The organism is Streptomyces sp. NPDC045778 (genome assembly GCF_056431945.1).
On the sequence record NZ_JBWKJZ010000011.1, the window covers coordinates 261363 to 282673 of the forward strand.

Here is a 21311-nt window from a genome sequence, read left to right on the forward strand (position 1 = left end):
CGATCGACGGCGCAGCGCGGCACTTCCCGCCGCGAAGCGGCACGGGCCACCGGGGCTCAGCCGGTGACTGCGGCCCGCCGGGGGCTAGACGTAGCGCTCCAGGATCGAGGACTCCGCGAGCCGCGAGAGGCCCTCCCGCACGCTGCGGGCGCGGGCCTCGCCGACGCCGTCCACCGTCTGGAGGTCGTCGACGCTCGCGGCGAGCAGCTTCTGGAGGCCGCCGAAGTGCTCCACCAGGCGCTCGATGATGGCGCCGGGCAGCCGGGGGACCTTCGCGAGGAGGCGGAAGCCGCGCGGGGAGACGGCGGAGTCGAGCGTCTCGGGCGAGCCCGTGTAGCCCAAGGCGCGGGCCACGGTGGACAGTTCGAGAAGCTCGGCGTGGGTCAGGGAGTCCAGCTCGGCCAGTGCCTCGTCGACGGTGCGCGAGCGCTTGGCCGTGGGCTCGGGTACGTAGTCCCGGACGACCAGCTCACGCTCGGGCTCCACGCCCGCGATCAACTCGTCGAGCTGGAGGGCCAGGAGGCGGCCGTCGGTGCCCAGCTCCACCACGTACTCGGCGATCTCGGTGGCGATGCGGCGCACCATTTCGAGGCGCTGCGCGACGGCGGTGACGTCCCGCACGGTCACCAGGTCCTCGATCTCCAGGGCGGAGAGGGTGCCCGCGACCTCGTCCAGGCGGAGCTTGTAGCGCTCCAGGGTGGCGAGGGCCTGGTTGGCACGTGACAGGATCGCCGCCGAGTCCTCCAGGACCCGCCGCTGCCCGTCCACGTACAGGGCGATCAGGCGCATCGACTGGGACACGGACACCACGGGGAAGCCGACCTGCTTGCTCACGCGGTCCGCCGTGCGGTGCCGCGTGCCGGTCTCCTCCGTGGGGATCGTCGGGTCCGGCACCAGCTGGACACCGGCCCGGAGGATCTTCGACAGGTCCGAGGACAGCACGATGCCGCCGTCGAGCTTGCACAGCTCGCGCAGCCGCGTCGCGGTGAACTCGACGTCCAGGACGAATCCGCCCGTGCACATCGACTCGACGGTCTTGTCGGAGCCGAGGACGATGAGCCCGCCCGTGTTGCCCCGCAGGATGCGCTCCAGGCCGTCCCGCAGGGCCGTGCCCGGAGCGACCGCGCTCAGCGAGGCGCGCATCAGGCCGTCGGCACCGGAGGCGCCACCGGGCTTGCCGGGAACCGCTGCCCGGTCGTTGGCTGCCACTGCACTCCTCCGGTCGCAGGTTGTCCGAGGCTCGGCCGACCCTCTGTCGTACGCCAGAGTTCGTACGGGTGGGCGAGACCTGGGCAAAGTCTACCGGCGGTCCTCGTCCTCCCGTGGGGCCTCTCGGCGACGCGATCTCGGAAGGACGCGCAGCGCGTCGCCCATGTCGGCGACTTCGGTGACCTTCATACCGGCCGGGACCTTCCCGGGGTCGGCCGGCACGAGCGCGTGCGTGAAGCCCAGGCGGTGCGCCTCGGCCAGCCTGCGCTGCACCCCGGTGACCCGTCTGACCTCGCCCGCGAGGCCCACCTCGCCGATCGCGACCAGGTTCTTGGGCAGCGGGGTGTCGCTGGCAGCGGAGGCGAGCGCGAGCGCCACGGCGAGGTCGGCGGCGGGCTCGGACAGCTTCACGCCGCCGACCGTCGCGCTGTAGATGTCGCGCTTGCCGAGCGCGCTGATGCGGCCGCGCTGCTCCAGGACGGCCAGCATCATCGAGACCCGGGACGTCTCCAGGCCCGACGTGGTGCGGCGCGGCGAGGGGATCTGGGAGTCCACGGTGAGCGCCTGCACCTCGGCGACCAGCGGGCGGCGGCCCTCCAGGGTCACCGTCAGACAGGTGCCGGGCACGGGCTCGGCACGGCGGGTGAGGAACAGGCCGCTGGGGTCGGCGAGTCCGACGATGCCCTCGTCGTGCAGCTCGAAGCAGCCGACCTCGTCCGTCGCCCCGTATCTGTTCTTGACGCCGCGGACCAGGCGCAGGCGCGCGTGCCGGTCGCCCTCGAAGTGGAGCACCACGTCCACGAGGTGCTCCAGGAGGCGGGGGCCCGCGATCGCGCCGTCCTTGGTGACGTGGCCGACCAGGAGCGTGGACATGCCGCGCTCCTTGGAGGCGCGGATGAGGGCCCCGGCGACCTCCCGGACCTGCGCCATGCCGCCGGGCGCGCCGTCGATCTCCGGGGACGCGACCGTCTGCACCGAGTCCAGGATCAGCAGCGAGGGCTTCACCGCGTCCAAGTGGCCGAGGACGGCGGCCAGGTCGGTCTCCGCCGCCAGATACAGGTCGTCGGCGAGCGCGCCGATGCGGTCGGCGCGCAGCCGGACCTGGCTGGCCGACTCCTCGCCGGTCACATAGAGCGTGCGGTGGTCGTCCGTGGCCGCCTTCGCCGCGACGTCGAGCAGCAGCGTGGACTTGCCGACGCCGGGCTCGCCCGCGAGCAGCACCACGGCCCCGGGCACCAGGCCACCGCCGAGGACGCGGTCCAGCTCGGGCACGCCGGTGGAGCGCGCCGTGGCCTGGCGGCCGTCGACCTGGCCGATGGGCAGCGCGGAGGTGGTGACGCGACCGGGGGTGGTGGTGCGCACCGCGGGCGCGCCGTACTCCTCGACCGTGCCCCAGGCCTGGCACTCGGGGCAGCGGCCGAGCCATTTGGCCGTCTGCCAGCCGCATTCGGTGCAGCGGTAGGACGGACGGTCCTTGGCGGTTTTCGTACGGGCAGCCATGGGCGAAACCGTAGCGGGCGCCACTGACAACGCCGCCGGGCCCTGCCCGGCCCCGCCGCCCGGAGGCCCGCGAGACGCCCGCCAGGCCGCGCCACGGGGGGCCACCCCGGCCCGCCAGGGCCCACAATCGGGCCCCTCGGACGCGGCACGGCTCGAACAGACAACGGAATCATGGCTTCCTGTCCCCTTTTGAGGGATCTGTTCACCCGTAAGGGTTAAATGTGCTCAAGGGGGAGGAAGCCCTCTGCATCATGCGCCTAACTTCGCACGGGTGATGAGCAGCAGTCCGGAAGTCCCCACGCACACCACCGGCGCGCACCGGATCTACGCGGGCCCCCGCAATCTCGTGGTGCCGCGCGCGGTGCCGCAGGCGCCCCCCGCGCGTTACGAACCGTTCCTGGACGGCCTGTTCACGTACTGCCTGTCCGTCCTCTGCGACCACGACACCGCCACCGCCGCCCTCGGCGACGTCCTGGTGCTCGCCGAGCGCCGCGGCGCCCGTACGGAGGGCGACACGCGCGCGTGGCTGTACGCGCTCGCCCGCTGGATGTGTCTGCGCGCGCTCGCCGATGCCCGTAAGGGGGGCCGGCAGGGGGCGCACGCGGCCGGAACGGGGAAGCCGGGGGAGCCGGGGAAGCCGGCCCCCGCGTCTCCGCACGCCGCGTCTCCGCACGCCGCGTCTCCGCGCCCCGCGTCCTCGCACGCCGCGTCTCTGCACACTGCGTCTCCGCACGCCGCCTCGCCGCACGTCGCGTCCTCGCACGTCGCGTCCTCGCACGTCGCGTCCTCGCACGCCGCGTCCCCGCACGCCGCGGAGCCGCCTCCCGTGGACGACGCCGAGCGTGCCCGGCGCCGCGAGCTGGCCCAGCTGGCCTGGCCCGAGGCGGCCGGCACGACGCCCGAGCAGCGCGAGGCCCTGGAACTCGCCGTCCGCCACCAGCTCGCGCCCAAGGAGGTCGCCGCCGTCCTCGGCCTCGACCTCACGGCCGCCCGTGAACTGCTCGCGTCCGCCGCCTGCGAGGTGGAGCGCACCCGCGCCGCGCTCGCCGTCGTCGAGACCGGGACCTGCCCCATCGTCGCCCGCCTCACCGGCGACAACCAGGTCCTCCTCGGCACCGCCCTGCGCCGTGAACTCGTCCGGCACGTCGACGACTGCCCGCGCTGCCGCCGCACCGCCGAGCGGGCCGGAGCCGACGCCTGGCCCGGCACCGCCGTCACCCCGGCCGCGCTGCCCCTGATCGAAGCCCCGCGCGCGGCCCTGCACCACGCCATGGCCCACGCCCCGCGCGCCCCCCGCAGGAACCGCGGCGGGCCCCGTTTCGACCGGCGCGGCTTCCCCATGGACCCCAAGGACCACGCCGCCCGTCGGGAGCGCTTCCGCGCGCGGGCCGTCACGACCACGGTCGTCGCCACCGTCGTGGCCGCTCCCGTCCTCGCCCTGTGGGCCGCCTACCGGGGCGCCCCCCTGACCGGCGAGGGCACCGACGGCCGCGCGTCCAGCGCCTCCGAGGCCGACGACGGCCCCGGCGGCCGTGACGGCTCCGCCCGCGACAGCTACGAGAACGCGGGCAACGCCAGGACCACCCCCGACCCCCGCTTCGCCTCAGGGCGCGGCGGCCCGGGCGTCTCCGTGGAGGTCATCAGCCCCGGCGCGCCCGCCGCGCCGGGCGCCGGGCGCATCGGCGTACAGGCCCGGTCGAACGGCGGCGTCACCCTCATCACGCTGACCGCGTCCGGGAGTTCGCCGGTGCGCTGGTCCGCGAGCACCGGAGCGCCCTGGCTCCTCCTGAGCCAGTCGTCGGGAACGCTCGCGCCGGGCGACTCGTTCACGATCCGGGTGTATGTCGACGACGACCGCGAGCCAGCAGGCCACTGGAGCGCGCGCGTCACGATCGCGCCCTCGGGAGCCGTCATCTCCATCCAGGGGTACGGCAGTTCCCGGCCCAGCCACCCCGGACCCCGCCCGACCCCGACCCGCCCCGGCCCCTCCGACCCCGACCCGATGCCCACCCCCAGCGGCGACGGCGACCCGACCCCCGCCCCGTCCGACCCCGACCCGACCCCCACGGACCCGACGCCCACCGACCCCGCGCCGACCCCGTCGGACCCCGGCTCCACGCCCCCGCCGAGCGGCGACGGCGGCCAGGGCCCGGGGTGAGCGGGCCGTAGCACGCTCCGGAACCGGCGGGCGGGCAGGTGGCGAGCGGAGCCCGGCTAGGCGCGCGGCGGATCGGCCGGGTGCGGAGCGAGCAGCGGCAGCTGCGACGCGAGGCGCGCCTCGCACAGCTCCACCAGCCGGTCGTAGCCCGCCTTGCCCATCAGCTCGATCAGCTCCGGCCGGTACGAGACGTACACCGGCTCGCCCGCCCCGTGCGCCGAGGTCGCAGACGTGCACCACCAGTGCAGGTCGTGGCCGCCAGGACCCCAGCCCCTGCGGTCGTACTCCCCGATGGAGACCTGGAGCACCTTGGTGTCGTCCGGCCGCTCGATCCAGTCGTACGTCCGCCGCACCGGCAGCTGCCAGCACACGTCCGGCTTGGTCTCCAGCGGCTCCCGGCCCTCCTTGAGCGCCAGGATGTGCAGCGAGCAGCCCGCGCCGCCCGCGAAGCCGGGGCGGTTCTGGAAGACGCACGAGCCGTTGTACGGCCGGGTCTGGCGCTCGCCGTCCTCGTCCTCGGAGACCCAGCCGGTCTCCCGGCCCACGTCGTGGTGCTGCCAGATGTCGGGCGTGAGCCGCTCCACGAACTCCGCGACCCGCTTCTCGTCGTCCTCGTCCGAGAAGTGCGCGCCGAGCGTGCAGCAGCCGTCGTCGGCGCGGCCCGCCTTGATGCCCTGGCAGCCGCTGCCGAAGACACAGGTCCAGCGGGACGTCAGCCAGGTCAGGTCGCAGCGGAAGACCTGCTCGTCGTCCGCGGGGTCGGGGAACTCCACCCAGGCGCGGGGGAAGTCCAGGCCCTTCTCGTCGTCGGCCGGAACAGCGCCGTCCGCCGCCTTGCGGAGCTTCCGCACGGCCTTGCCGGCCTTGGCTTCCTTGACCTTCTTGTCTGGCTTGCCCTGCTTGCCATTCTTGTCTGGCTTGTCTGCCTTGGCGGCTTTGTCTGCCGTGCTGTCGGCGCCGCCCCGCGCGGGCGGCGCCGACAGGTCCGAGGGCTCCGATGAGCGCGCGGACTTCGTTTTGTCGGCCTTCGCCTTTTTCGTCTTTGGCACGTCTCCAGGGTATGCGTGCTCACACCCGCCCCGGGACCAGCGAAAGCCGCGAGCGCAGTAGCGTTCCGTACATGAGACTCGGTGTCCTCGACGTGGGTTCGAACACGGTGCATCTGCTGGTGGTGGACGCCCACCCCGGCGCGCGTCCGCTGCCCGCGTACTCCCACAAGGCCGACCTGCGCCTTGCCCAACTGCTCGACCCGGCGGGCGCGATCGGCCCCGAGGGCGTCGACCGGCTCATCGCCACGGTGCGTGACGCCCTCCAGGCCGCCGAGGACAAGGGCGTCGAGGACCTCCTTCCGTTCGCGACCTCCGCCGTGCGCGAGGCCACCAACGCCGACGAGGTCCTCGCCCGGGTGCGCGCGGAGACCGGCGTCGACCTGAAGGTCCTCACCGGCGAGGAGGAGGCCCGGCTCACCTTCCTCGCCGTCCGCCGCTGGTTCGGCTGGTCCGCGGGCAAGCTGCTCGTCCTCGACATCGGCGGCGGCTCCCTGGAGATCGCGTACGGCATGGACGAGGAGCCGGACGCCGCGGTCAGCCTGCCGCTCGGCGCCGGGCGGCTCACCGCCGCGTGGCTGCCGCAGGACCCGCCGGACCCGGACGACGTCCGCGCCCTGCGGCGGCACGCGCGGGCGCAGATCGCGCGGACCGTGGGGGAGTTCAGCCGCCTCGGCAGCCCCGACCACGTGGTGGCCACCTCCAAGACCTTCAAGCAGCTCGCCCGGCTCGGGGGCGCGGCACGGTCCACCGAGGGCCTGTACGTGCAGCGCGAGCTGAAGCGGAAGTCCCTTGAGGACTGGGTGCCGCAGCTCGCCGCGATGACCACGGGCGAGCGCGCGGAGCTTCCCGGTGTGTCCGAGGGGCGGGCCGGGCAGCTGCTCGCGGGGGCGCTGGTCGCCGAGGGCGCGATGGACCTCTTCGGCGTGGAGTCCGTGGAGATCTGCCCCTGGGCCCTCCGGGAGGGCGTGATCCTGCGCCGCCTGGACCACATGCCCGCGACCTGACCCTCGCGGGGCGCCCCAGGCCCGCCCCTTCCCGATCCGGGGGCTCCGCCCCCGCGCCCCCGCTTTTCGGCGCTCCGCGCCTCGTCCTCAAACGCCGGACGGGCTGAAAATCTCCGGTGCGAGCCGCATCTCGTCTGCGGCGCAGACAGGACACGACCCGCAGCGGCACCATCCAGCCCGTCCGGCGTTTGAGGAGGAGCGCGGCGGGTGACGACGGCGCCGTAGGGAAGATCCAGCCTGTCCGGCGCTTGAGGCAGAGCGCGACGGGCGACGACGGCGCTACGGGGAAGATCCAGCCCGTCCGGCGTTTGAGGACGAGCGCGTCAGCGCGACGGCAGAGAGCGGCGCCGTAGGGAGGATCCAGCCTGTCCGGCGTTTGAGGACGAGCGCGTCAGCGCGACGGCAGAGAGCGGCGCCGCAGGGAAGATCCAGCCCGTCCGGCGTTTGAGGACGAGCGCGGAGCGCGATGGGTGGCGACGGCGCCGCAGAAAAGATCCAGCCCGTCCGGCGCTTGAGGACGAGGCCGCAGGCCGATCGACCGCGCCCCGGCGCGGACGCGCCCACGCGGGGCCCCGTACGCTGTTCCCCGTGGTGGAACCAGTCGTGCGCATCCCGGACGCGAAGGTCGCCCTGTCGACGGCCTCCGTCTATCCGGAGTCGACGGCGACGGCCTTCGAGATCGCGGCACGTCTCGGGTACGACGGCGTCGAGGTCATGGTGTGGACCGATCCCGTCAGCCAGGACATTGAGGCGCTGCGCCGCCTCAGCGACTACCACCGGATCCCCGTCCTCGCGGTGCACGCGCCCTGCCTCCTGATCACCCAGCGCGTCTGGTCCACCGACCCCTGGGTGAAGCTCCAGCGCGCCAGGGCCGCCGCCGAGAAGCTGGGCGCGTCCACGGTCGTCGTGCACCCGCCCTTCCGCTGGCAGCGCGGCTACGCCCGGGACTTCGTCCAGGGGATCTGGCGGATGGCCGAGGAGACGGACGTGCGGTTCGCCGTGGAGAACATGTACCCCTGGCGCTACCGCGACCGCGAGATGCTCGCGTACGCCCCCGACTGGGACGTCACCAAGGACGACTACCGCCACTTCACGATAGACCTCAGCCACACCGCCACCGCCCGCACGGACGCCCTCCAGATGGTCGACCGCATGGGCGACCGGCTCGGCCACGTCCACCTCGCCGACGGCAAGGGCTCCGCGAAGGACGAGCACCTCGTGCCCGGCCGCGGCACCCAGCCCTGCGCAGCGCTCCTGGAGCGCCTCGCGACCTCCGGCTTCGACGGCCACGTCGTCATCGAGGTCAACACCCGCCGCGCCATGTCCAGCGCCGAGCGCGAGGCCGACCTCGCCGAGGCCCTGGCCTTCACGCGGCTGCACCTGGCGTCGTCGGCGAAGGTGCCGCGCTCGTGACGGCGGGCGCCGCCGCGCCCCGGCGCAGGGGCCGCCCCTCGCGCACCCAGACCGAGCGCGGGCCCGCCACCCGCGAGGTGATCCTGGAAGCGGCCCGTGACCAGTTCTCCGAGCACGGCTACGAGAAGACCTCCGTACGCGCCATCGCCAAGGCGGCGGGCGTCGACTCCGCCCTCGTACACCACTACTTCGGTACGAAGGAGCAGCTCTTCGCGGCGGCCATCGAGGTCTCCTTCGCGCCCGCGCTGCAAGCCCCCGCCGCGGTCGAGGACGGGCCGCTCGACGCCGTCGGCGAGCGCCTGACCCGCTTCATCCTCGGCGTCTGGGAGAACCCGGCCACCCGCACCCCGCTGCTCGCGATCGTCCGCTCGGCGGTCAACAACGAGACCGCCGCCGCCGTCTTCCGCCGCCTCGTCGCCACCCAGCTCCTGTCCCGCATCGCCGGCACGCTCGACCTGCCCGACGCTCAGCTGCGCGCCGAGCTGGCGGCGGCCCAGCTGGTGGGCGTCGCGATGCTCCGGTACGTCATCCAGGTCGAGCCCCTGGCATCGGCCGACGTGGAGGACCTGGTGGCACGGCTGGCACCGGTGGTGCAGGGGCATCTGACGGGCTTCCCAGGACCGGCCTGAGGGCACGCGGAGCCGCGGCGGAGGACATGCGGCCGCGACGGAGGGCGTGAGACGGCCGTCCCGCCATCCGGACACCCTGTCCGGATCTTGGATCATCGGCGTACGCTCGGCCCTATTGAGAGCTGTATCGACAGCCCTATCAATAGCCCTATCGATAGCCGTATCAAGAGCCGTATCAATAGCCGTATCGAGATCTGCCCCTGAAGGAGCGAGCGACGATGCCCGAGCTGAGGTCCCGCACAGTCACCCACGGTCGCAACATGGCGGGCGCGCGCGCCCTGATGCGAGCCTCCGGGGTACCGGGCGCGGACATCGGCCGGAAGCCGATCATCGCCGTCGCCAACTCCTTCACCGAGTTCGTGCCCGGCCACACCCACCTGGCGCCGGTCGGCCGCATCGTCAGCGAGGCCGTCCGCGAGGCGGGCGGCATCCCGCGCGAGTTCAACACGATCGCCGTGGACGACGGCATCGCGATGGGCCACGGCGGCATGCTCTACAGCCTGCCGTCGCGCGACCTGATCGCCGACTCCGTCGAGTACATGGTGGAGGCCCACTGCGCCGACGCCCTGATCTGCGTCTCGAACTGCGACAAGATCACGCCCGGCATGCTGATGGCCGCCCTGCGCCTGAACATCCCGACGGTCTTCGTCTCCGGCGGCCCCATGGAGGCGGGCAAGGCCACCCTGGTCAACGGCACCGTGCGCAAGCTCGACCTGATCGACGCCATGGTCGACGCGTCGAACGAGAACGTCTCGGACGAGGACATCCTCCGCATCGAGGAGAACGCCTGTCCGACCTGCGGCTCCTGCTCCGGCATGTTCACGGCCAACTCCATGAACTGCCTGACCGAGGCCATCGGCCTGTCCCTGCCGGGCAACGGCTCGGTGCTCGCCACCCACACCGCCCGCCGCGCGCTGTACGAGCGGGCCGGCGCCACGGTCGTCGAGATCACCAAGCGCTACTACGAGGGCGACGACGCCTCCGTCCTGCCGCGCAACATCGCGACCCACGCCGCCTTCGAGAACGCCATGGCGCTCGACATCGCCATGGGCGGCTCCACCAACACGATCCTGCACCTCCTGGCCGCCGCCCAGGAGGCCGAGGTCGGGTACGACCTGACCGACATCGACGCCGTCTCGCGCCGCGTCCCCTGTCTGGCCAAGGTCGCCCCGAACGTGGCGCCGCAAGGCACGTACTACATGGAAGACGTGCACCGCGCGGGCGGCATCCCCGCGATCCTCGGCGAGCTGTACCGCGGCGGGCTGCTCAACGAGGACGTGCACACGGTCCACTCGCCCTCCATCAAGCAGTGGCTGGACGCCTGGGACGTGCGCGGCGGCTCCGCGCTCCCCGAGGCCCTCGAGCTGTGGCACGCGGCCCCCGGCTGCAAGCGCTCCGCCGAGGCCTTCTCGCAGTCGGAGCGCTGGGAGACCCTCGACACGGACGCGGCGAACGGCTGCATCCGCGACGTCGCCCACGCCTACTCCCAGGACGGCGGCCTCGCCGTCCTCAAGGGGAACCTGGCCGTCGACGGCTGTGTCGTGAAGACCGCGGGCGTCGACGAGTCCATCTGGACCTTCGAGGGCCCGGCCGTCGTCTGCGAGTCGCAGGAGGAGGCCGTCGAGAAGATCCTGAACAAGCAGGTCAAGGAGGGTGACGTCGTCGTCATCCGCTACGAGGGCCCCAAGGGCGGCCCCGGCATGCAGGAGATGCTCTACCCCACCTCATTCCTGAAGGGCCGCGGCCTCGGCAAGGCCTGCGCCCTGGTCACCGACGGCCGCTTCTCCGGCGGTACGTCGGGCCTGTCCATCGGCCACGCGTCGCCGGAGGCCGCGTCCGGCGGCACCATCGCCCTGGTCGAGGACGGCGACCGCATCCGCATCGACATCCCGGGCCGCTCGATCGAGCTTCTGGTCGACGACGCCGAGCTGGCCCGTCGCCGCGAGGCTCTCGGCGGCACGTACGCGCCCAAGTCCCGCGAGCGCAAGGTCTCGGCGGCCCTGCGGGCGTACGCGGCGATGGCGACGAGCGCGGACAAGGGCGCGGTGCGCGACGTGTCGCGGCTGGGCTGACACCCCGCGCGGCGCGGCCGATCCGCCGCCCCGGGCCGACTGTCCCGGTTTGTCCTGCAACTGGTGTGGAGCGCGGGCGCGTCTATGGTGTGGAGTACATGCCACCGGCGGCCCGCGCCGCACGTTTCACGTGGAACAAGTGAACGTATCGGGGCATACGGGGACACACGGGGATACACGGGGGATCACTATGAGCAGCGAAGAACTGACGGTGCCCGCCACCGCCGATGTGACGGACGGGGCGGAACTGACGATCGAGGCCGCGACGGCCAGACGGTACGCGGTGGTCGCGGACGTCAACGTCCGCTCGGGCCCCGGCACCTCCTACGGCAAGGTCGGCCGCCTCTCCGCGGGCACCCACGTCACCATCGGCTGCCAGCAGCCCGGTGAGACGGTGACCGGCCCCACCGGGACATCGAGGATCTGGGACCGCATCGGCAGCGGACGGTACATCTCCGACACCTACGTACGGACGGGCAGCAACGGCTACGTGGCGCCGCGCTGCTGACCGGCGTCGGCGCCGCGCCGGTTGCCGTCCGCGTACGAAAGGCCGCCGGGCCCGGGGTCACCCGGACTTCGGCGGCCTCGCCGTGTCGAACGCGTACACCAGGTTCCCGGCCCCGGTCACGACCGCCGCGCGGCCCGCGAGGGCGATCCGCGGGCTCGTGCCCACGTCCGCCGAGCCGTTGGCCTCGGGGTCCGTCGTCCAGAGCCGCTCACCGTCGCGCGGCGCGAGCGCGGCGACGCGGCCGCTGGCCGAGCTGAAGTACAGCGCCCCGTGCCCGGCGACCGGACCCGACGCCCCCTCCACACCTGCCTGGCGTGCCCACCTGAGCTTGCCTGTCGTCGGGTTCACCGCGCTGACCTCGCCGTTCTGCTCGGTGAAGTACACCGTCCCGGCGGTCAGGCTGGGGGAGCCGCCGTAGCGCTTCGGAAGCCGGGCCGTCGTGACCCTGCCCCGCGCCGTGTCCACGCGTACGACCGCCTCGTACTCGATGATGCCGACCTCGCCGATGCGCTCCTTGGCCAGGACCAGGCGCCCGGCGTGCGCGCCGAGGACCTGGAGCGGGCCGTCGAGGGCGACGGGCCTGCCGAAGCGCCCGGACCCGAGGTCGATGCCGCGCACCGTGGCGTGCCGCACCTCGGTGGTCGACACCTCGTCGGCGGGACCGCACATCACATACGCCTCGCCACCGGCGCCGAGCGGCGCGCAGTCGTCGCCCGCGGGGGTCGGGGTCCGCCACAGCACCTTGCCGGAGCGGACCGCGCGGCCCTCGACGTGCGTGCGGGCCGCGTCGAGGGAGACGACGGTGGAGCCGATCACCTCGGCGTCGGCGGAGCGGCCCGTGACGGCCATCGACTGGCTGCCGTACCGCGCCGACCACAGCTCCTTGCCCCGGGCCGCGTCCAGGGCCACGACCTCGCCCGGGCCCGAGTTGTCGCTGGGCAGCCGGTAGCCGAGGACGGTGTTCCCGGACACGCCGACCATGTAGGTGTTCTGCGTGGGGATGCCCGGGTGGTGCGCCGTCCACATCCGATGGCCGTCGGCGACGCGGATCCGGGTGGCGATGACACCACCGCCCCCGCAGTACGCCGAGTCGCCGCGCGGTACACAGCGCAGCTCGTCGGTGAGCTTCGCCTTGCCCGGCGGCACGTTCTGCCGCCAGGTCTTGAAGCCGTGGGGGAGCGGCGAGCCGACCACCGCCAGGTTGCGGCCGTTGTCGTCGGGCCCGCCGCGCCGGGGGCCGTCCGCGTCCGCCTTGAGCAGCGCGGCACCACCGGCGATCACGGCGATGCCCAGGACGGCGGCGAGCACGGGCCGCCAGCGGCGGCGCAGCCGGCCACCGAGGCCGCGGGGCGCCGGGACGGCCTCGGCGGGCCCGGCGCCCGGGGAGGCGTCGGCCCCGCCGCTCGCGCCGGTCCTCTCGGACGCGGTGGACAGGTGGTGCTGCGTGTCCGTGTCCCGCGTGCGGTTTCCGGCGTCCCCGGCCGCCACGCCGAGGTCCACCGGCAGGTCCCGCAGCCGCACGAGGAGTTCGTCGATGGTGGGGCGGACGGTGGGGTCCTTGGCCAGGCAGGGCTCGACGGCCGTGCGCAGGGCGCCCGGGACCTGATCGAGCGCCGGAGCCTCGTGCACGACTTGGTACGCGGTCATGTACGGGCTGTCCGCGTCGAAGGGCCCCTGTCCCGTCGCCGCGTACACGAGGAGCGTGCCCAGCGAGAACACGTCCGACGAAGGGCCGACACCGCGCGGCGTCTGGAGCTGCTCCGGCGACATGAACGGCGGCGTGCCGATGACCCGCCCCGTCATCGTCAGCGTCTGCTGGTCGGCGGCGCGCGAGATGCCGAAGTCGATGACGCGCGGCCCCTCGGGCGACAGCACGACGTTCGACGGCTTCAGGTCGCGGTGCACGACGTCCGCGCGGTGGATGTCCCGCAGCGCCTCCGCGAGCCCGATCGCGAGCGTCCGCAGCTCCATGCCGCCGATGGGCCCGCGCCGCGCGATGCGCTGCGCGAGCGTGGGCCCTTCTATGTACGCGGTGGCCATCCACGGCTGCTCCGCCTCGGGGTCGGCGTCGACCACGGCGGCGGTGAACGCGCCGCTGACCCGGCGGGCCGCGGCGACCTCCTGCCGGAACCGGATGCGGAACTCGTCGTCCCCCGCGAACTGCTGGTGGATCAGCTTGATCGCGACCGGCCGCCCCGACGCCGTACGCGCGAGGAAGACCGTGCCCATGCCGCCGGAGCCCAGCCGCGACTCCAGTGGATAGCCACCGATCTCCTCAGGGTCCCCTGAGCGGAGCGACACCTCTTTCGACCTCCCGGTACCGGTCGTCCCCCGTAAAACTGCCTGCCCGCACAAATTAGCGGCCGGTCCCGGCGGGGGAGCAAGGCGGCCCGCCCTTCGGCTCGCTCCCGGCCGCTCGCGCCGCCGCGCACGGGCGTCGGCGGCACGGGCGATAATCGAGGACGTGAGCGACGAGAGACGTACCGAAAAGCCCGCGGGCACTCCGGTGGGCCCCCGCCCCGAGCCCATCCGCTTCTTCGGTACGACGTGGCTGGAGCACACCGACGGCTACGCCGCGCGCCGCGCGGGCGTCGCGGCCGGCTCGCTGGTGGCGGCGGCCGCGGGCTGCCTGGTGCTGCGCTTCGCGTACCAGGGCCTGGAGATCGCGGACGTGGGCGCCTTTGTGAACCTGCTGGTCGTGATCATGTTCGCCATCTGTAGCGCGATCGCGTTCCGCCGCACGTGGGAGGGGTTCTCCAAGCGCCACGACCCGCAGTCGGTGGCGTCCATGCGCAGCCTGATGACCATCGGCTTCATCGGCTCCCTCCTCGCCTACTTCTTCCGCTCCCTGAAGGAGGCACCGGGCGAGGGCCTGCACCGCGAGGAGTACGAGGCGGCGCGCGAGCAGTACGAGCGCCGCACGAAGCGCCGCGCGGGCAACCCGTCCAAGCGCAAGCGCCCCCAGAAGTAGGCCCCGCTTCCGGCGCCGCCCGCCCGCCGCCGCGGTGTGAGGATGCCTCCATGGCAGACCAATACCCCGCCCCAGCGGCCGAGTTCGCCCTCTCCTTCGAATCCGTCGCGGCCCAGTACGCCGCCGCCCGCCCCGACTACCCGCCCGACCTGTTCACCGCCGTCCAGGAACTCGCGGGCACCCCCCTCGCGGGCGCGACCGTGGTCGACGTGGGCGCGGGCACCGGCATCGCCACCCGGCTCCTCCACGAGAGGGGCGCCCACGTCATCGCCGTCGAGCCCGGCCCCGCGATGGGCGCACAGCTGCGCGCCGCCCTGCCCGGCACCCCCCTGCTGCGCGGCTCGGGCAACGCCCTGCCCCTGGCCGCCGCCTCCGCCGACCTCGTCACCTACGCCCAGGCCTTCCACTGGACCGACCCGGAACGCTCCGTCCCGGAGGCCCTGCGCGTCCTGCGCCCCGGCGGCGCCCTCGCCCTGTGGTGGAACGTGCCCGACCCGGACGCCGCCTGGGTCGCCGCCCAGGAGGCTCGCCTGAAGTCCCGCCTGCCCGGCTACCACGCCCACGGCGTCACCGGCGGCGCCGCCCGCGCCGTCGACCGCGTGGCCCCGGGCCTCGCCCCGGCCCACCGCCGACTGCGCTGGACGCGCCGGGTCCCGCTCGACGTCCACCTCGCCCACCTCGGCAGCCGCTCCTACTTCGCCTCGCTCGGCCCCGAACGGTCCGCCCCCGTCCTCGCCGCCGAGCGCGCCCACCTCCTCGGACACTTCCCCGACGGCACGGTGGAAGAGGCCTACGCCCTGGACCTCACGGTCGTCCGCAGCCCCCGCTGACCCGCCGCCGCGAGCACCCCGCACCCCCAGCTCATGACCCGGCCGTCCGCCGACACCTTGACGAGGCACGCCCTCCAGGCGCAATAATCATCACATGATGAATATCGCGAGTCCGACCTCACCCCGAGCCCCGGCCACCGCCCCGGCCGCCGTCCGCGCCCACGGCCTCAAGGTCATCCGCGGCCGCCGCACCGTCCTGCGCGAGCTGACCTTCACCGTCCCGCGCGGCCAGATCACCGGCCTGCTCGGGCCCTCCGGCTGCGGCAAGTCCACGCTGATGCGCGCCGTCGTCGGCACCCAGGCCGCGGTCACCGGCACCCTGGACGTCCTCGACCACCCCGCGGGCACCCCCGCCCTGCGCTCCCGCATCGGCTACGTCACCCAGGACCCCTCCGTCTACGAGGACCTCACCGTCCGCCAGAACCTGGACTACTTCGCCGCCGTCCTCACCCCCGGCCGCGGCCCCGCCGCCGAGCGCCGCCGCCAGGACGTCACCCGCGCCATCGCCGACGTGGACCTCACCAGCCACGCCGACGCCCTGGCCGGCAACCTCTCCGGCGGGCAGCGCAACCGCGTCTCCCTCGCCGTCGCCCTCCTCGGCGCCCCCGAACTCCTCGTCCTCGACGAGCCCACCGTCGGTCTCGACCCCGTACTCCGCCGCGACCTGTGGAACCTCTTCCACACCCTCTCCGCCGAACGCGGCACCACGATCCTCGTCTCCTCCCACGTCATGGACGAGGCGGAGCGCTGCCACCGGCTGCTCCTCATGCGCGAGGGCGAGATCCTCGCCGACGACACCCCCGGCGCCCTGCGCGACCGCACCGGCTCCGCCACCGTCGAAGAGGCCTTCCTCCACCTCGTCGACGAGGCGAACGCCGCCCAGGCCCCCCACGACCGGGAACCGCAGCACCCCTGACCCCACCCGCCCCAGGAGCCCCGCCCCACCCACCCCGGACGTCACCGACCCAGGCACCACCGGAGCCCACGATGAACATCCACCGCACCCTCGCCACCGCCGCCCGCGTCCTGCGCCAGCTCCGCCACGACCCCCGCTCCATCGCCCTGCTGATCCTCGTCCCCTGCGTGATGCTGCTGCTCCTGCGCTACGTCTTCGACGGCAGCCCCCGCACCTTCGACTCCATCGGCGCCTCCCTGCTCGGGATCTTCCCGCTGATCACGATGTTCCTGGTGACCTCCATCGCCACCCTGCGCGAACGCACCTCCGGCACCCTGGAACGCCTCCTCGCCATGCCCCTGGGCAAGGCCGACCTCATCGCGGGCTACGCCCTCGCCTTCGGCGCCCTGGCGATCCTCCAGTCCGCCCTCGCCACCGGCCTCGCCCTGTGGGGCCTCGGCCTCGACGTCACCGGCTCGGCCTGGCTGCTGCTCCTGGTCGCCCTCCTGGACGCCCTGCTCGGCACCGCGCTCGGCCTGTTCGTCTCGGCCTTCGCCGCCTCCGAGTTCCAGGCCGTCCAGTTCATGCCGGCGGTGATCTTCCCCCAACTCCTCCTCTGCGGCCTCTTCACCCCCCGCGACAAGATGCAACCCGTCCTCGAAGCCCTCTCCGACGTCCTCCCCATGTCGTACGCCGTCGACGGCATGAACGAGGTCCTGCGCCACTCCGCCGTCACCGGCGACTTCATCCGCGACACCGTCATCGTCGCCGCCTGCGCCGTCCTCGTCCTCGCCCTGGGCGCCGCCACCCTGCGCCGCCGCACGGCCTGACCCCGGACCGCGACCGTCCGCCCACCGGACGCCCCGCCACGGCCCACCCCGCCCGATGCGAGGATGGCCCGAACGACGCACCCCGGGAGAGGCCCTCGCACATGAGCCAGACGCGCAAGCCGAGCCAGACCGTCGCGGTCCTCGGCACCGGAAAGATCGGCGAAGCCCTGCTCAGCGGCATGATCCGCAGCGGCTGGGCGCCCGGAGACCTCCTGGTCACCACCCGCCGCCAGGAACGCGCCGAAGAGCTCCGCACCCGCTACGGCGTCGAGCCCCTCACCAACGCCGAGGCCGCCAAGCGCGCCGACACCCTGATCCTCGCCTGCAAGCCGCAGGACATGGCCAGGCTGCTCGACGAACTCGCCCCGCACGTCACCACCGACCGCCTCGTCATCAGCGCCGCCGCCGGCATCACCACCTCCTTCATCGAGGAGCGCCTGGCCGCCGGCACCCCCGTCATCCGCGTCATGCCCAACACCCCCGTCCTCGTCGACGAGGGCATGTCCGTCATCTCGGGCGGCGGCCACGCCACCGCCGCCCACCTCGCCCACGCCGAGGATGTCTTCGGCGCCGTCGGCAAGACCCTCCGCGTCCCCGAGACCCAGCAGGACGCCTGCACGGCCCTGTCCGGCTCAGGACCCGCGTACTTCTACTTCCTGGTCGAGGCCATGACCGACGCGGGCATCCTCCTCGGCCTGCCCCGCGACAAGGCCCACGACCTGATCGTCCAGGCAGCGATCGGCGCCGCCGTGATGCTCCGCGACAGCGGCGAGCACCCCGTGAAGCTCCGCGAGGCCGTGACCTCACCCGCGGGCACCACGATCAACGCCATCCGCGAACTCGAGAACCACGGCGTGCGCGCCGCGCTCATCGCCGCCCTGGAGGCCGCCCGCGACCGCAGCCGCGAGCTTGCCTGCGGCAGCGGCTGACAGTCGGGCCCTCTCTCGCCGGGGCGCCCGGCCCGGAGGCCGATGGCGGCAGCCCGGACCCCGCCATCGGCCTCAGGCCTCGTCCTCAAACGCCGGACGGGCTGGAGATCCCAGCCGGGCCGGACACTCCGGCGATCAGGTCCTCCGTCGTCACCACTTCCGCGAACCCGCCCCCGTGCAGCGACACCGCCGTCGCCCGCGCGATCTCCTCCGCCCCGAGCCGCCAGCCGAAGGGCCCTTCCAGGTCGAAGGTGTAGGTCGCGTCCAACGCGAACAGCACGTCGTACCCGAGATTCCCGCCCATCCGCGCCGTCGTCTCCGCGCACATGTTGGTCTGGATCCCCGTCACCACGAGCTGCGAGATCCCCGCCTCCTTGAGCCAGGCGTCCAGATCCGGCGTCCCGTAGAAGGCCGAGTTCACGCTCTTCGTCACCAGAAGCTCACCACCGGCCCCCTTCCCACGCCGCTCCTCCACGTACTCCTTGAACTCGTTGCCCACGTACCCCGACCGCAGCGGCGAGTCCGGCTTCACCGAGTCGTGCCGTACGAACACGACCGGCCGCCCCGAGTCCTGCCATGCCCCGATCAGCGCGGCGATGTTGTCATCCGCCCCCGGGTTGTTCCGCTCTCCCCAGTACTCGACCTCCTCGAAGCCCTTCTGTACGTCCACCACGACCAGCGCTGCGTTCTCTGCGATCTCCATGCCCTCGATGCTGCCGCCCCTGGACCCTCCGCCCCAGAGGTACAGAAGCCACCGATCGATGGTTTACTGCCAGCGTGTCCACCGTCGCCGAGCCGCCGCCCTCCGCCCCGCAGCGCGTCGCCCTGCTCGCCTTTCCCGGCATCCGCGCCTTCGACGTCTCCGTGATCACCGAGGTCTGGGGCGCCGACCGCACCGACCGCGGCGTACCCCCCTTCGACCTCCGCCGCATCGCCGCCGAACCCGCGCCCGTCCCCCTGCGCGGCGGCCTCAGCCTCACCCCCGACCGCACCCTGGCCTGGCTGGACCGCCTGACCGACGGCGACCTGATCGTCGTCCCTGGCCTCGACGAACACCTGACCCCCGCACCACCTCCGATCCTCGAAGCCCTACGCCGCGCCCACGCCCACGGCATCCCTGTCGCCGCCCTCTGCGGCGGCGCCTTCACGCTCGCCCAGGCGGGCCTGCTCGACGGCCGCCGGGCCATCACCCACTGGCACCTCGTCGATCTGCTGCGCGCTCATCACCCCCTTGTCGATGTCGTGCCCGACGCCCTGTTCATCGAGGACGACAACATCTGGACCGCCGCGGGCACCGCCGCCGGCATCGACCTGTGCCTGCACCTGGTCCGCAGAACACACGGCTCCGAGACCGCTGCGACGATCGCCCGCTCGATGGTCACCGCTCCCTTCCGCACCGGCGGCCAGGCGCAGTTCATCGAGCACCCCACACCGCGCGCCGACCGTGACGCCGACACCCTGGCCGCCGTCCGCGAATACGCCCTCCGTCACCTCCACGAGCCGCTCACCATCGCCGACCTGGCCGCCCGGGCGGGCATGTCGGCGCGCTCCTTCGCCCGCCACTTCGCCGCGGCGACAGGAACCACCCCCCTGCGCTGGCTCCTGGACCAACGCGTGGCCGCCGCACAGAAGCTCCTGGAACGCACCGACCTGCCCATGCCCGAAGTCGCCCGCCGCGCGGGCTTCGGCAGCGAGATCACCATGCGGCAGCACTTCGCCTCGCGCCTCGCCACCAGCCCACGCGCCTACCGCGCCTCGTTCACCGGCACCGCCGCGGGCACCTCGGCCGCAGGGGGCAGCAGCCCGATCGCTCGATAGGCGGCATCGACCGTCGGTTTCGCCATCCCCCTGGCCCGCTGGGCCCCGGCCCGCAACACCTCCTCTACATATGCCGTGTCCGCGACCAGTTCCTTGTGCCGCTTCCGCACGGGTCGCAGCAGCTCCACCACGGCGTCCGCGGTGTCCTTCTTCAACGCCCCGTACGACTCATATACACCGCTCAGCTCTTCCGGGTTCCCACCCGTGCAGGCGGCCAGGATCTCCAGCAGATTCGCGACCCCCGGCCGGCTCTCGCGGTCGTACACGACCTGACTGCCGCTGTCCGTGACGGCCCGCATGACCTTCTTGCGCACCACGTCCGGCTCGTCCAGCAGATAGACGATGCCTGCCCCGGACTCGTGGGACTTGCCCATCTTCGACGTCGGGTCCTGGAGGTCCATGACCCGCGCCGCCACCTGCGGCGCCGTCGCCCGCGGCACCACGAACGTGTGCCCGTACCGCTGGTTGAACCGCACCGCGAGGTCCCGCGTCAGCTCGACGTGCTGCGTCTGGTCGTCCCCGACCGGCACCTCATGGGCCCCGTACGCCAGGATGTCCGCTGCCATCAGCACGGGATACGTCAGCAACGAGAGCCGCACGCTCCCGCCCCGGGCCCGCTCGGCCGCCGACTTCTCCTTGTACTGGATCATCCGGCGCATCTCGCCGTCCGCCGCGACGCACTCGAGCAGATACGAGAGCCGCGCGTGCTCGTCCACGTGACTCTGTACGAAGACGGTGCACCGCTCCGGGTCGATCCCCGAGGCGAGCAGCAGCGTGGCCGCCTGCCTGCTGAGCCTGCGCACCCGGCCGGGATCGTGCTCCACGGTCAGCGCGTGCAGGTCGACCACGCAGAACAACGCCTCCGCCCGGTGCTGATCCACGTCAGCCCAGCGCCGGACGGCTCCCAGGTAGTTCCCCAGCGTCAGATGCCCGGTCGGCTTGATCCCACTGAAGATCCGCGTCATGACTGCTCTCCACCTCCAGAACGGGGCCGTCGCCCTGACGGCCGGGCTCAGGTCCTCCGGAGGGAGATACGCGAACGGCCGCCGAGGCGGCGGCCGTTGAGTACACGCGTGAGTACGGCCGCCGTCAGGCGGCCCACCACAGTTGGGTGCACGCGTGCGTAGTCACGTCTCCACCGTAGCGCCCCGGGGCCCGGAGTTGACACCCCCAGAGCCGGAACGTAGTGTTCTCCGAGTTGCCCGACGTGAGCGCCGACTTCCGGTCGGTCCCCGGGCAGCCATTCCGCAAGAACCATCAAATGATCGACACGCAGTCTCTTCGTGTTCGCGAAGCGTCCGGCGTCGGCTCGTTCTCATGTGTTCTTGCGAAATGAGGAATCGGCGTTCGAAGGAACGCCCCCGATTAGGTCGGGAGCCGAGATTCCGCTAAAGTCTCACTCGTCGGAACGGCCCAACAGCCGCGAAGACAGCCCAAGTTGACTGGGAATCAGGCCCGAAAGGATCTGATAGAGTCGACACCGCCGGAAGGCCGAA

At 73.0% G+C, this 21311-nt stretch carries 18 protein-coding genes; 12 read left to right on the top strand and 6 right to left on the bottom strand.

Going from position 1 to position 21311, the window contains the following annotated elements; translation table 11 throughout:
- Window positions 1-84: 84 nt before the first annotated feature.
- On the bottom strand, window positions 85-1209 hold the full coding sequence (disA, locus tag AC07GB_RS17025; protein ID WP_478846040.1) for a DNA integrity scanning diadenylate cyclase DisA: 1125 nt from the start codon (window positions 1207-1209) through the stop codon (window positions 85-87).
- 90 nt (window positions 1210-1299) lie between these two features.
- The gene (gene radA, locus AC07GB_RS17030; protein WP_478846042.1) at window positions 1300-2709 is read right to left on the bottom strand and encodes a DNA repair protein RadA; all 1410 of its coding nucleotides are present in this window, start codon (window positions 2707-2709) and stop codon (window positions 1300-1302) included.
- Between the two features lie 274 nt (window positions 2710-2983).
- Between radA and AC07GB_RS17035 the strand changes: the two genes are divergently transcribed.
- Entirely contained in the window at window positions 2984-4867 is a 1884-nt protein-coding gene (locus AC07GB_RS17035; RefSeq protein ID WP_478846044.1) for a BACON domain-containing protein, read from the top strand.
- A gap of 56 nt (window positions 4868-4923) precedes the next feature.
- Here the strand turns inward: AC07GB_RS17035 and AC07GB_RS17040 are convergent, their stop codons facing one another.
- Complete coding sequence (locus AC07GB_RS17040; RefSeq protein WP_478846046.1) at window positions 4924-5916, bottom strand: DUF3109 family protein; 993 nt, start codon at window positions 5914-5916, stop codon at window positions 4924-4926.
- A 71-nt stretch (window positions 5917-5987) separates the two neighbouring features.
- Between AC07GB_RS17040 and AC07GB_RS17045 the strand changes: the two genes are divergently transcribed.
- The 5 genes from AC07GB_RS17045 (at window position 5988) to AC07GB_RS17065 (ending at window position 11542) form a co-directional block, all read left to right on the top strand.
- Complete coding sequence (locus AC07GB_RS17045) at window positions 5988-6920, top strand: Ppx/GppA family phosphatase (RefSeq protein WP_478846048.1); 933 nt, start codon at window positions 5988-5990, stop codon at window positions 6918-6920.
- Between the two features lie 588 nt (window positions 6921-7508).
- On the top strand, window positions 7509-8333 hold the full coding sequence (locus tag AC07GB_RS17050) for a sugar phosphate isomerase/epimerase family protein (protein ID WP_478846050.1): 825 nt from the start codon (window positions 7509-7511) through the stop codon (window positions 8331-8333).
- On the top strand, window positions 8330-8962 hold the full coding sequence (locus tag AC07GB_RS17055) for a TetR/AcrR family transcriptional regulator (RefSeq protein WP_478846052.1): 633 nt from the start codon (window positions 8330-8332) through the stop codon (window positions 8960-8962). Before AC07GB_RS17050 ends, AC07GB_RS17055 begins: the two co-directional genes overlap by 4 nt.
- A 218-nt stretch (window positions 8963-9180) precedes the next feature.
- Complete coding sequence (gene ilvD, locus AC07GB_RS17060) at window positions 9181-11034, top strand: dihydroxy-acid dehydratase (RefSeq protein ID WP_478846054.1); 1854 nt, start codon at window positions 9181-9183, stop codon at window positions 11032-11034.
- Window positions 11035-11224: 190 nt separating this feature from the next.
- Complete coding sequence (locus tag AC07GB_RS17065; protein WP_478846056.1) at window positions 11225-11542, top strand: SH3 domain-containing protein; 318 nt, start codon at window positions 11225-11227, stop codon at window positions 11540-11542.
- 57 nt (window positions 11543-11599) lie between these two features.
- On the opposite strand, the gene AC07GB_RS17070 is transcribed toward AC07GB_RS17065, so the two are convergent.
- On the bottom strand, window positions 11600-13843 hold the full coding sequence (locus AC07GB_RS17070; protein ID WP_478846058.1) for a protein kinase domain-containing protein: 2244 nt from the start codon (window positions 13841-13843) through the stop codon (window positions 11600-11602).
- A gap of 163 nt (window positions 13844-14006) precedes the next feature.
- Between AC07GB_RS17070 and AC07GB_RS17075 the strand changes: the two genes are divergently transcribed.
- The 5 genes from AC07GB_RS17075 to proC all read left to right on the top strand — a co-directional run bounded on the left by AC07GB_RS17075 (window position 14007) and on the right by proC (window position 17997).
- Window positions 14007-14513, top strand: a complete 507-nt coding sequence (locus tag AC07GB_RS17075) for an EamA/RhaT family transporter (protein WP_478846060.1) — start codon at window positions 14007-14009, stop codon at window positions 14511-14513.
- 50 nt (window positions 14514-14563) lie between these two features.
- The gene (locus tag AC07GB_RS17080) at window positions 14564-15343 is read left to right on the top strand and encodes a class I SAM-dependent methyltransferase (protein ID WP_478846062.1); all 780 of its coding nucleotides are present in this window, start codon (window positions 14564-14566) and stop codon (window positions 15341-15343) included.
- 94 nt (window positions 15344-15437) lie between these two features.
- Window positions 15438-16259, top strand: coding sequence for an ABC transporter ATP-binding protein (locus AC07GB_RS17085; RefSeq protein ID WP_478846064.1), 822 nt, complete (start codon window positions 15438-15440; stop codon window positions 16257-16259).
- Between the two features lie 71 nt (window positions 16260-16330).
- On the top strand, window positions 16331-17068 hold the full coding sequence (locus tag AC07GB_RS17090; protein WP_478846066.1) for an ABC transporter permease: 738 nt from the start codon (window positions 16331-16333) through the stop codon (window positions 17066-17068).
- 101 nt (window positions 17069-17169) lie between these two features.
- The gene (gene proC, locus AC07GB_RS17095; RefSeq protein WP_478846068.1) at window positions 17170-17997 is read left to right on the top strand and encodes a pyrroline-5-carboxylate reductase; all 828 of its coding nucleotides are present in this window, start codon (window positions 17170-17172) and stop codon (window positions 17995-17997) included.
- Between the two features lie 85 nt (window positions 17998-18082).
- Here proC and AC07GB_RS17100 read toward each other — a convergent pair whose 3' ends face one another.
- A complete protein-coding gene (locus tag AC07GB_RS17100; RefSeq protein WP_478846070.1) occupies window positions 18083-18700 on the bottom strand; it encodes a cysteine hydrolase family protein in 618 nt (205 codons plus the stop codon).
- Between the two features lie 74 nt (window positions 18701-18774).
- Here AC07GB_RS17100 and AC07GB_RS17105 point away from each other — a divergent pair, with 74 nt between their 5' ends.
- On the top strand, window positions 18775-19815 hold the full coding sequence (locus AC07GB_RS17105; protein ID WP_478846072.1) for a GlxA family transcriptional regulator: 1041 nt from the start codon (window positions 18775-18777) through the stop codon (window positions 19813-19815).
- Here the strand turns inward: AC07GB_RS17105 and trpS are convergent.
- Window positions 19743-20780 (bottom strand): tryptophan--tRNA ligase, encoded by a 1038-nt coding sequence (gene trpS, locus AC07GB_RS17110; protein ID WP_478846074.1) that lies wholly within the window; start codon window positions 20778-20780, stop codon window positions 19743-19745. The genes AC07GB_RS17105 and trpS overlap by 73 nt on opposite strands.
- Between the last annotated feature and the right edge of the window lie 531 nt (window positions 20781-21311).

Excerpts from the sequence above, each read along its gene's own strand:
- radA (WP_478846042.1), bottom strand. The coding sequence starts at position 2,709 with ATGGCTGCCCGTACGAAAACCGCCAAGGACCGTCCGTCCTACCGCTGC.
- AC07GB_RS17035 (WP_478846044.1), top strand. The coding sequence starts at position 2,984 with ATGAGCAGCAGTCCGGAAGTCCCCACGCACACCACCGGCGCGCACCGG.
- AC07GB_RS17045 (WP_478846048.1), top strand. The coding sequence starts at position 5,988 with ATGAGACTCGGTGTCCTCGACGTGGGTTCGAACACGGTGCATCTGCTG.
- ilvD (WP_478846054.1), top strand. The coding sequence starts at position 9,181 with ATGCCCGAGCTGAGGTCCCGCACAGTCACCCACGGTCGCAACATGGCG.
- AC07GB_RS17065 (WP_478846056.1), top strand. The coding sequence starts at position 11,225 with ATGAGCAGCGAAGAACTGACGGTGCCCGCCACCGCCGATGTGACGGAC.
- AC07GB_RS17080 (WP_478846062.1), top strand. The coding sequence starts at position 14,564 with ATGGCAGACCAATACCCCGCCCCAGCGGCCGAGTTCGCCCTCTCCTTC.
- AC07GB_RS17085 (WP_478846064.1), top strand. The coding sequence starts at position 15,438 with ATGATGAATATCGCGAGTCCGACCTCACCCCGAGCCCCGGCCACCGCC.
- AC07GB_RS17090 (WP_478846066.1), top strand. The coding sequence starts at position 16,331 with ATGAACATCCACCGCACCCTCGCCACCGCCGCCCGCGTCCTGCGCCAG.
- proC (WP_478846068.1), top strand. The coding sequence starts at position 17,170 with ATGAGCCAGACGCGCAAGCCGAGCCAGACCGTCGCGGTCCTCGGCACC.
- AC07GB_RS17100 (WP_478846070.1), bottom strand. The coding sequence starts at position 18,700 with ATGGAGATCGCAGAGAACGCAGCGCTGGTCGTGGTGGACGTACAGAAG.
- trpS (WP_478846074.1), bottom strand. The coding sequence starts at position 20,780 with ATGACGCGGATCTTCAGTGGGATCAAGCCGACCGGGCATCTGACGCTG.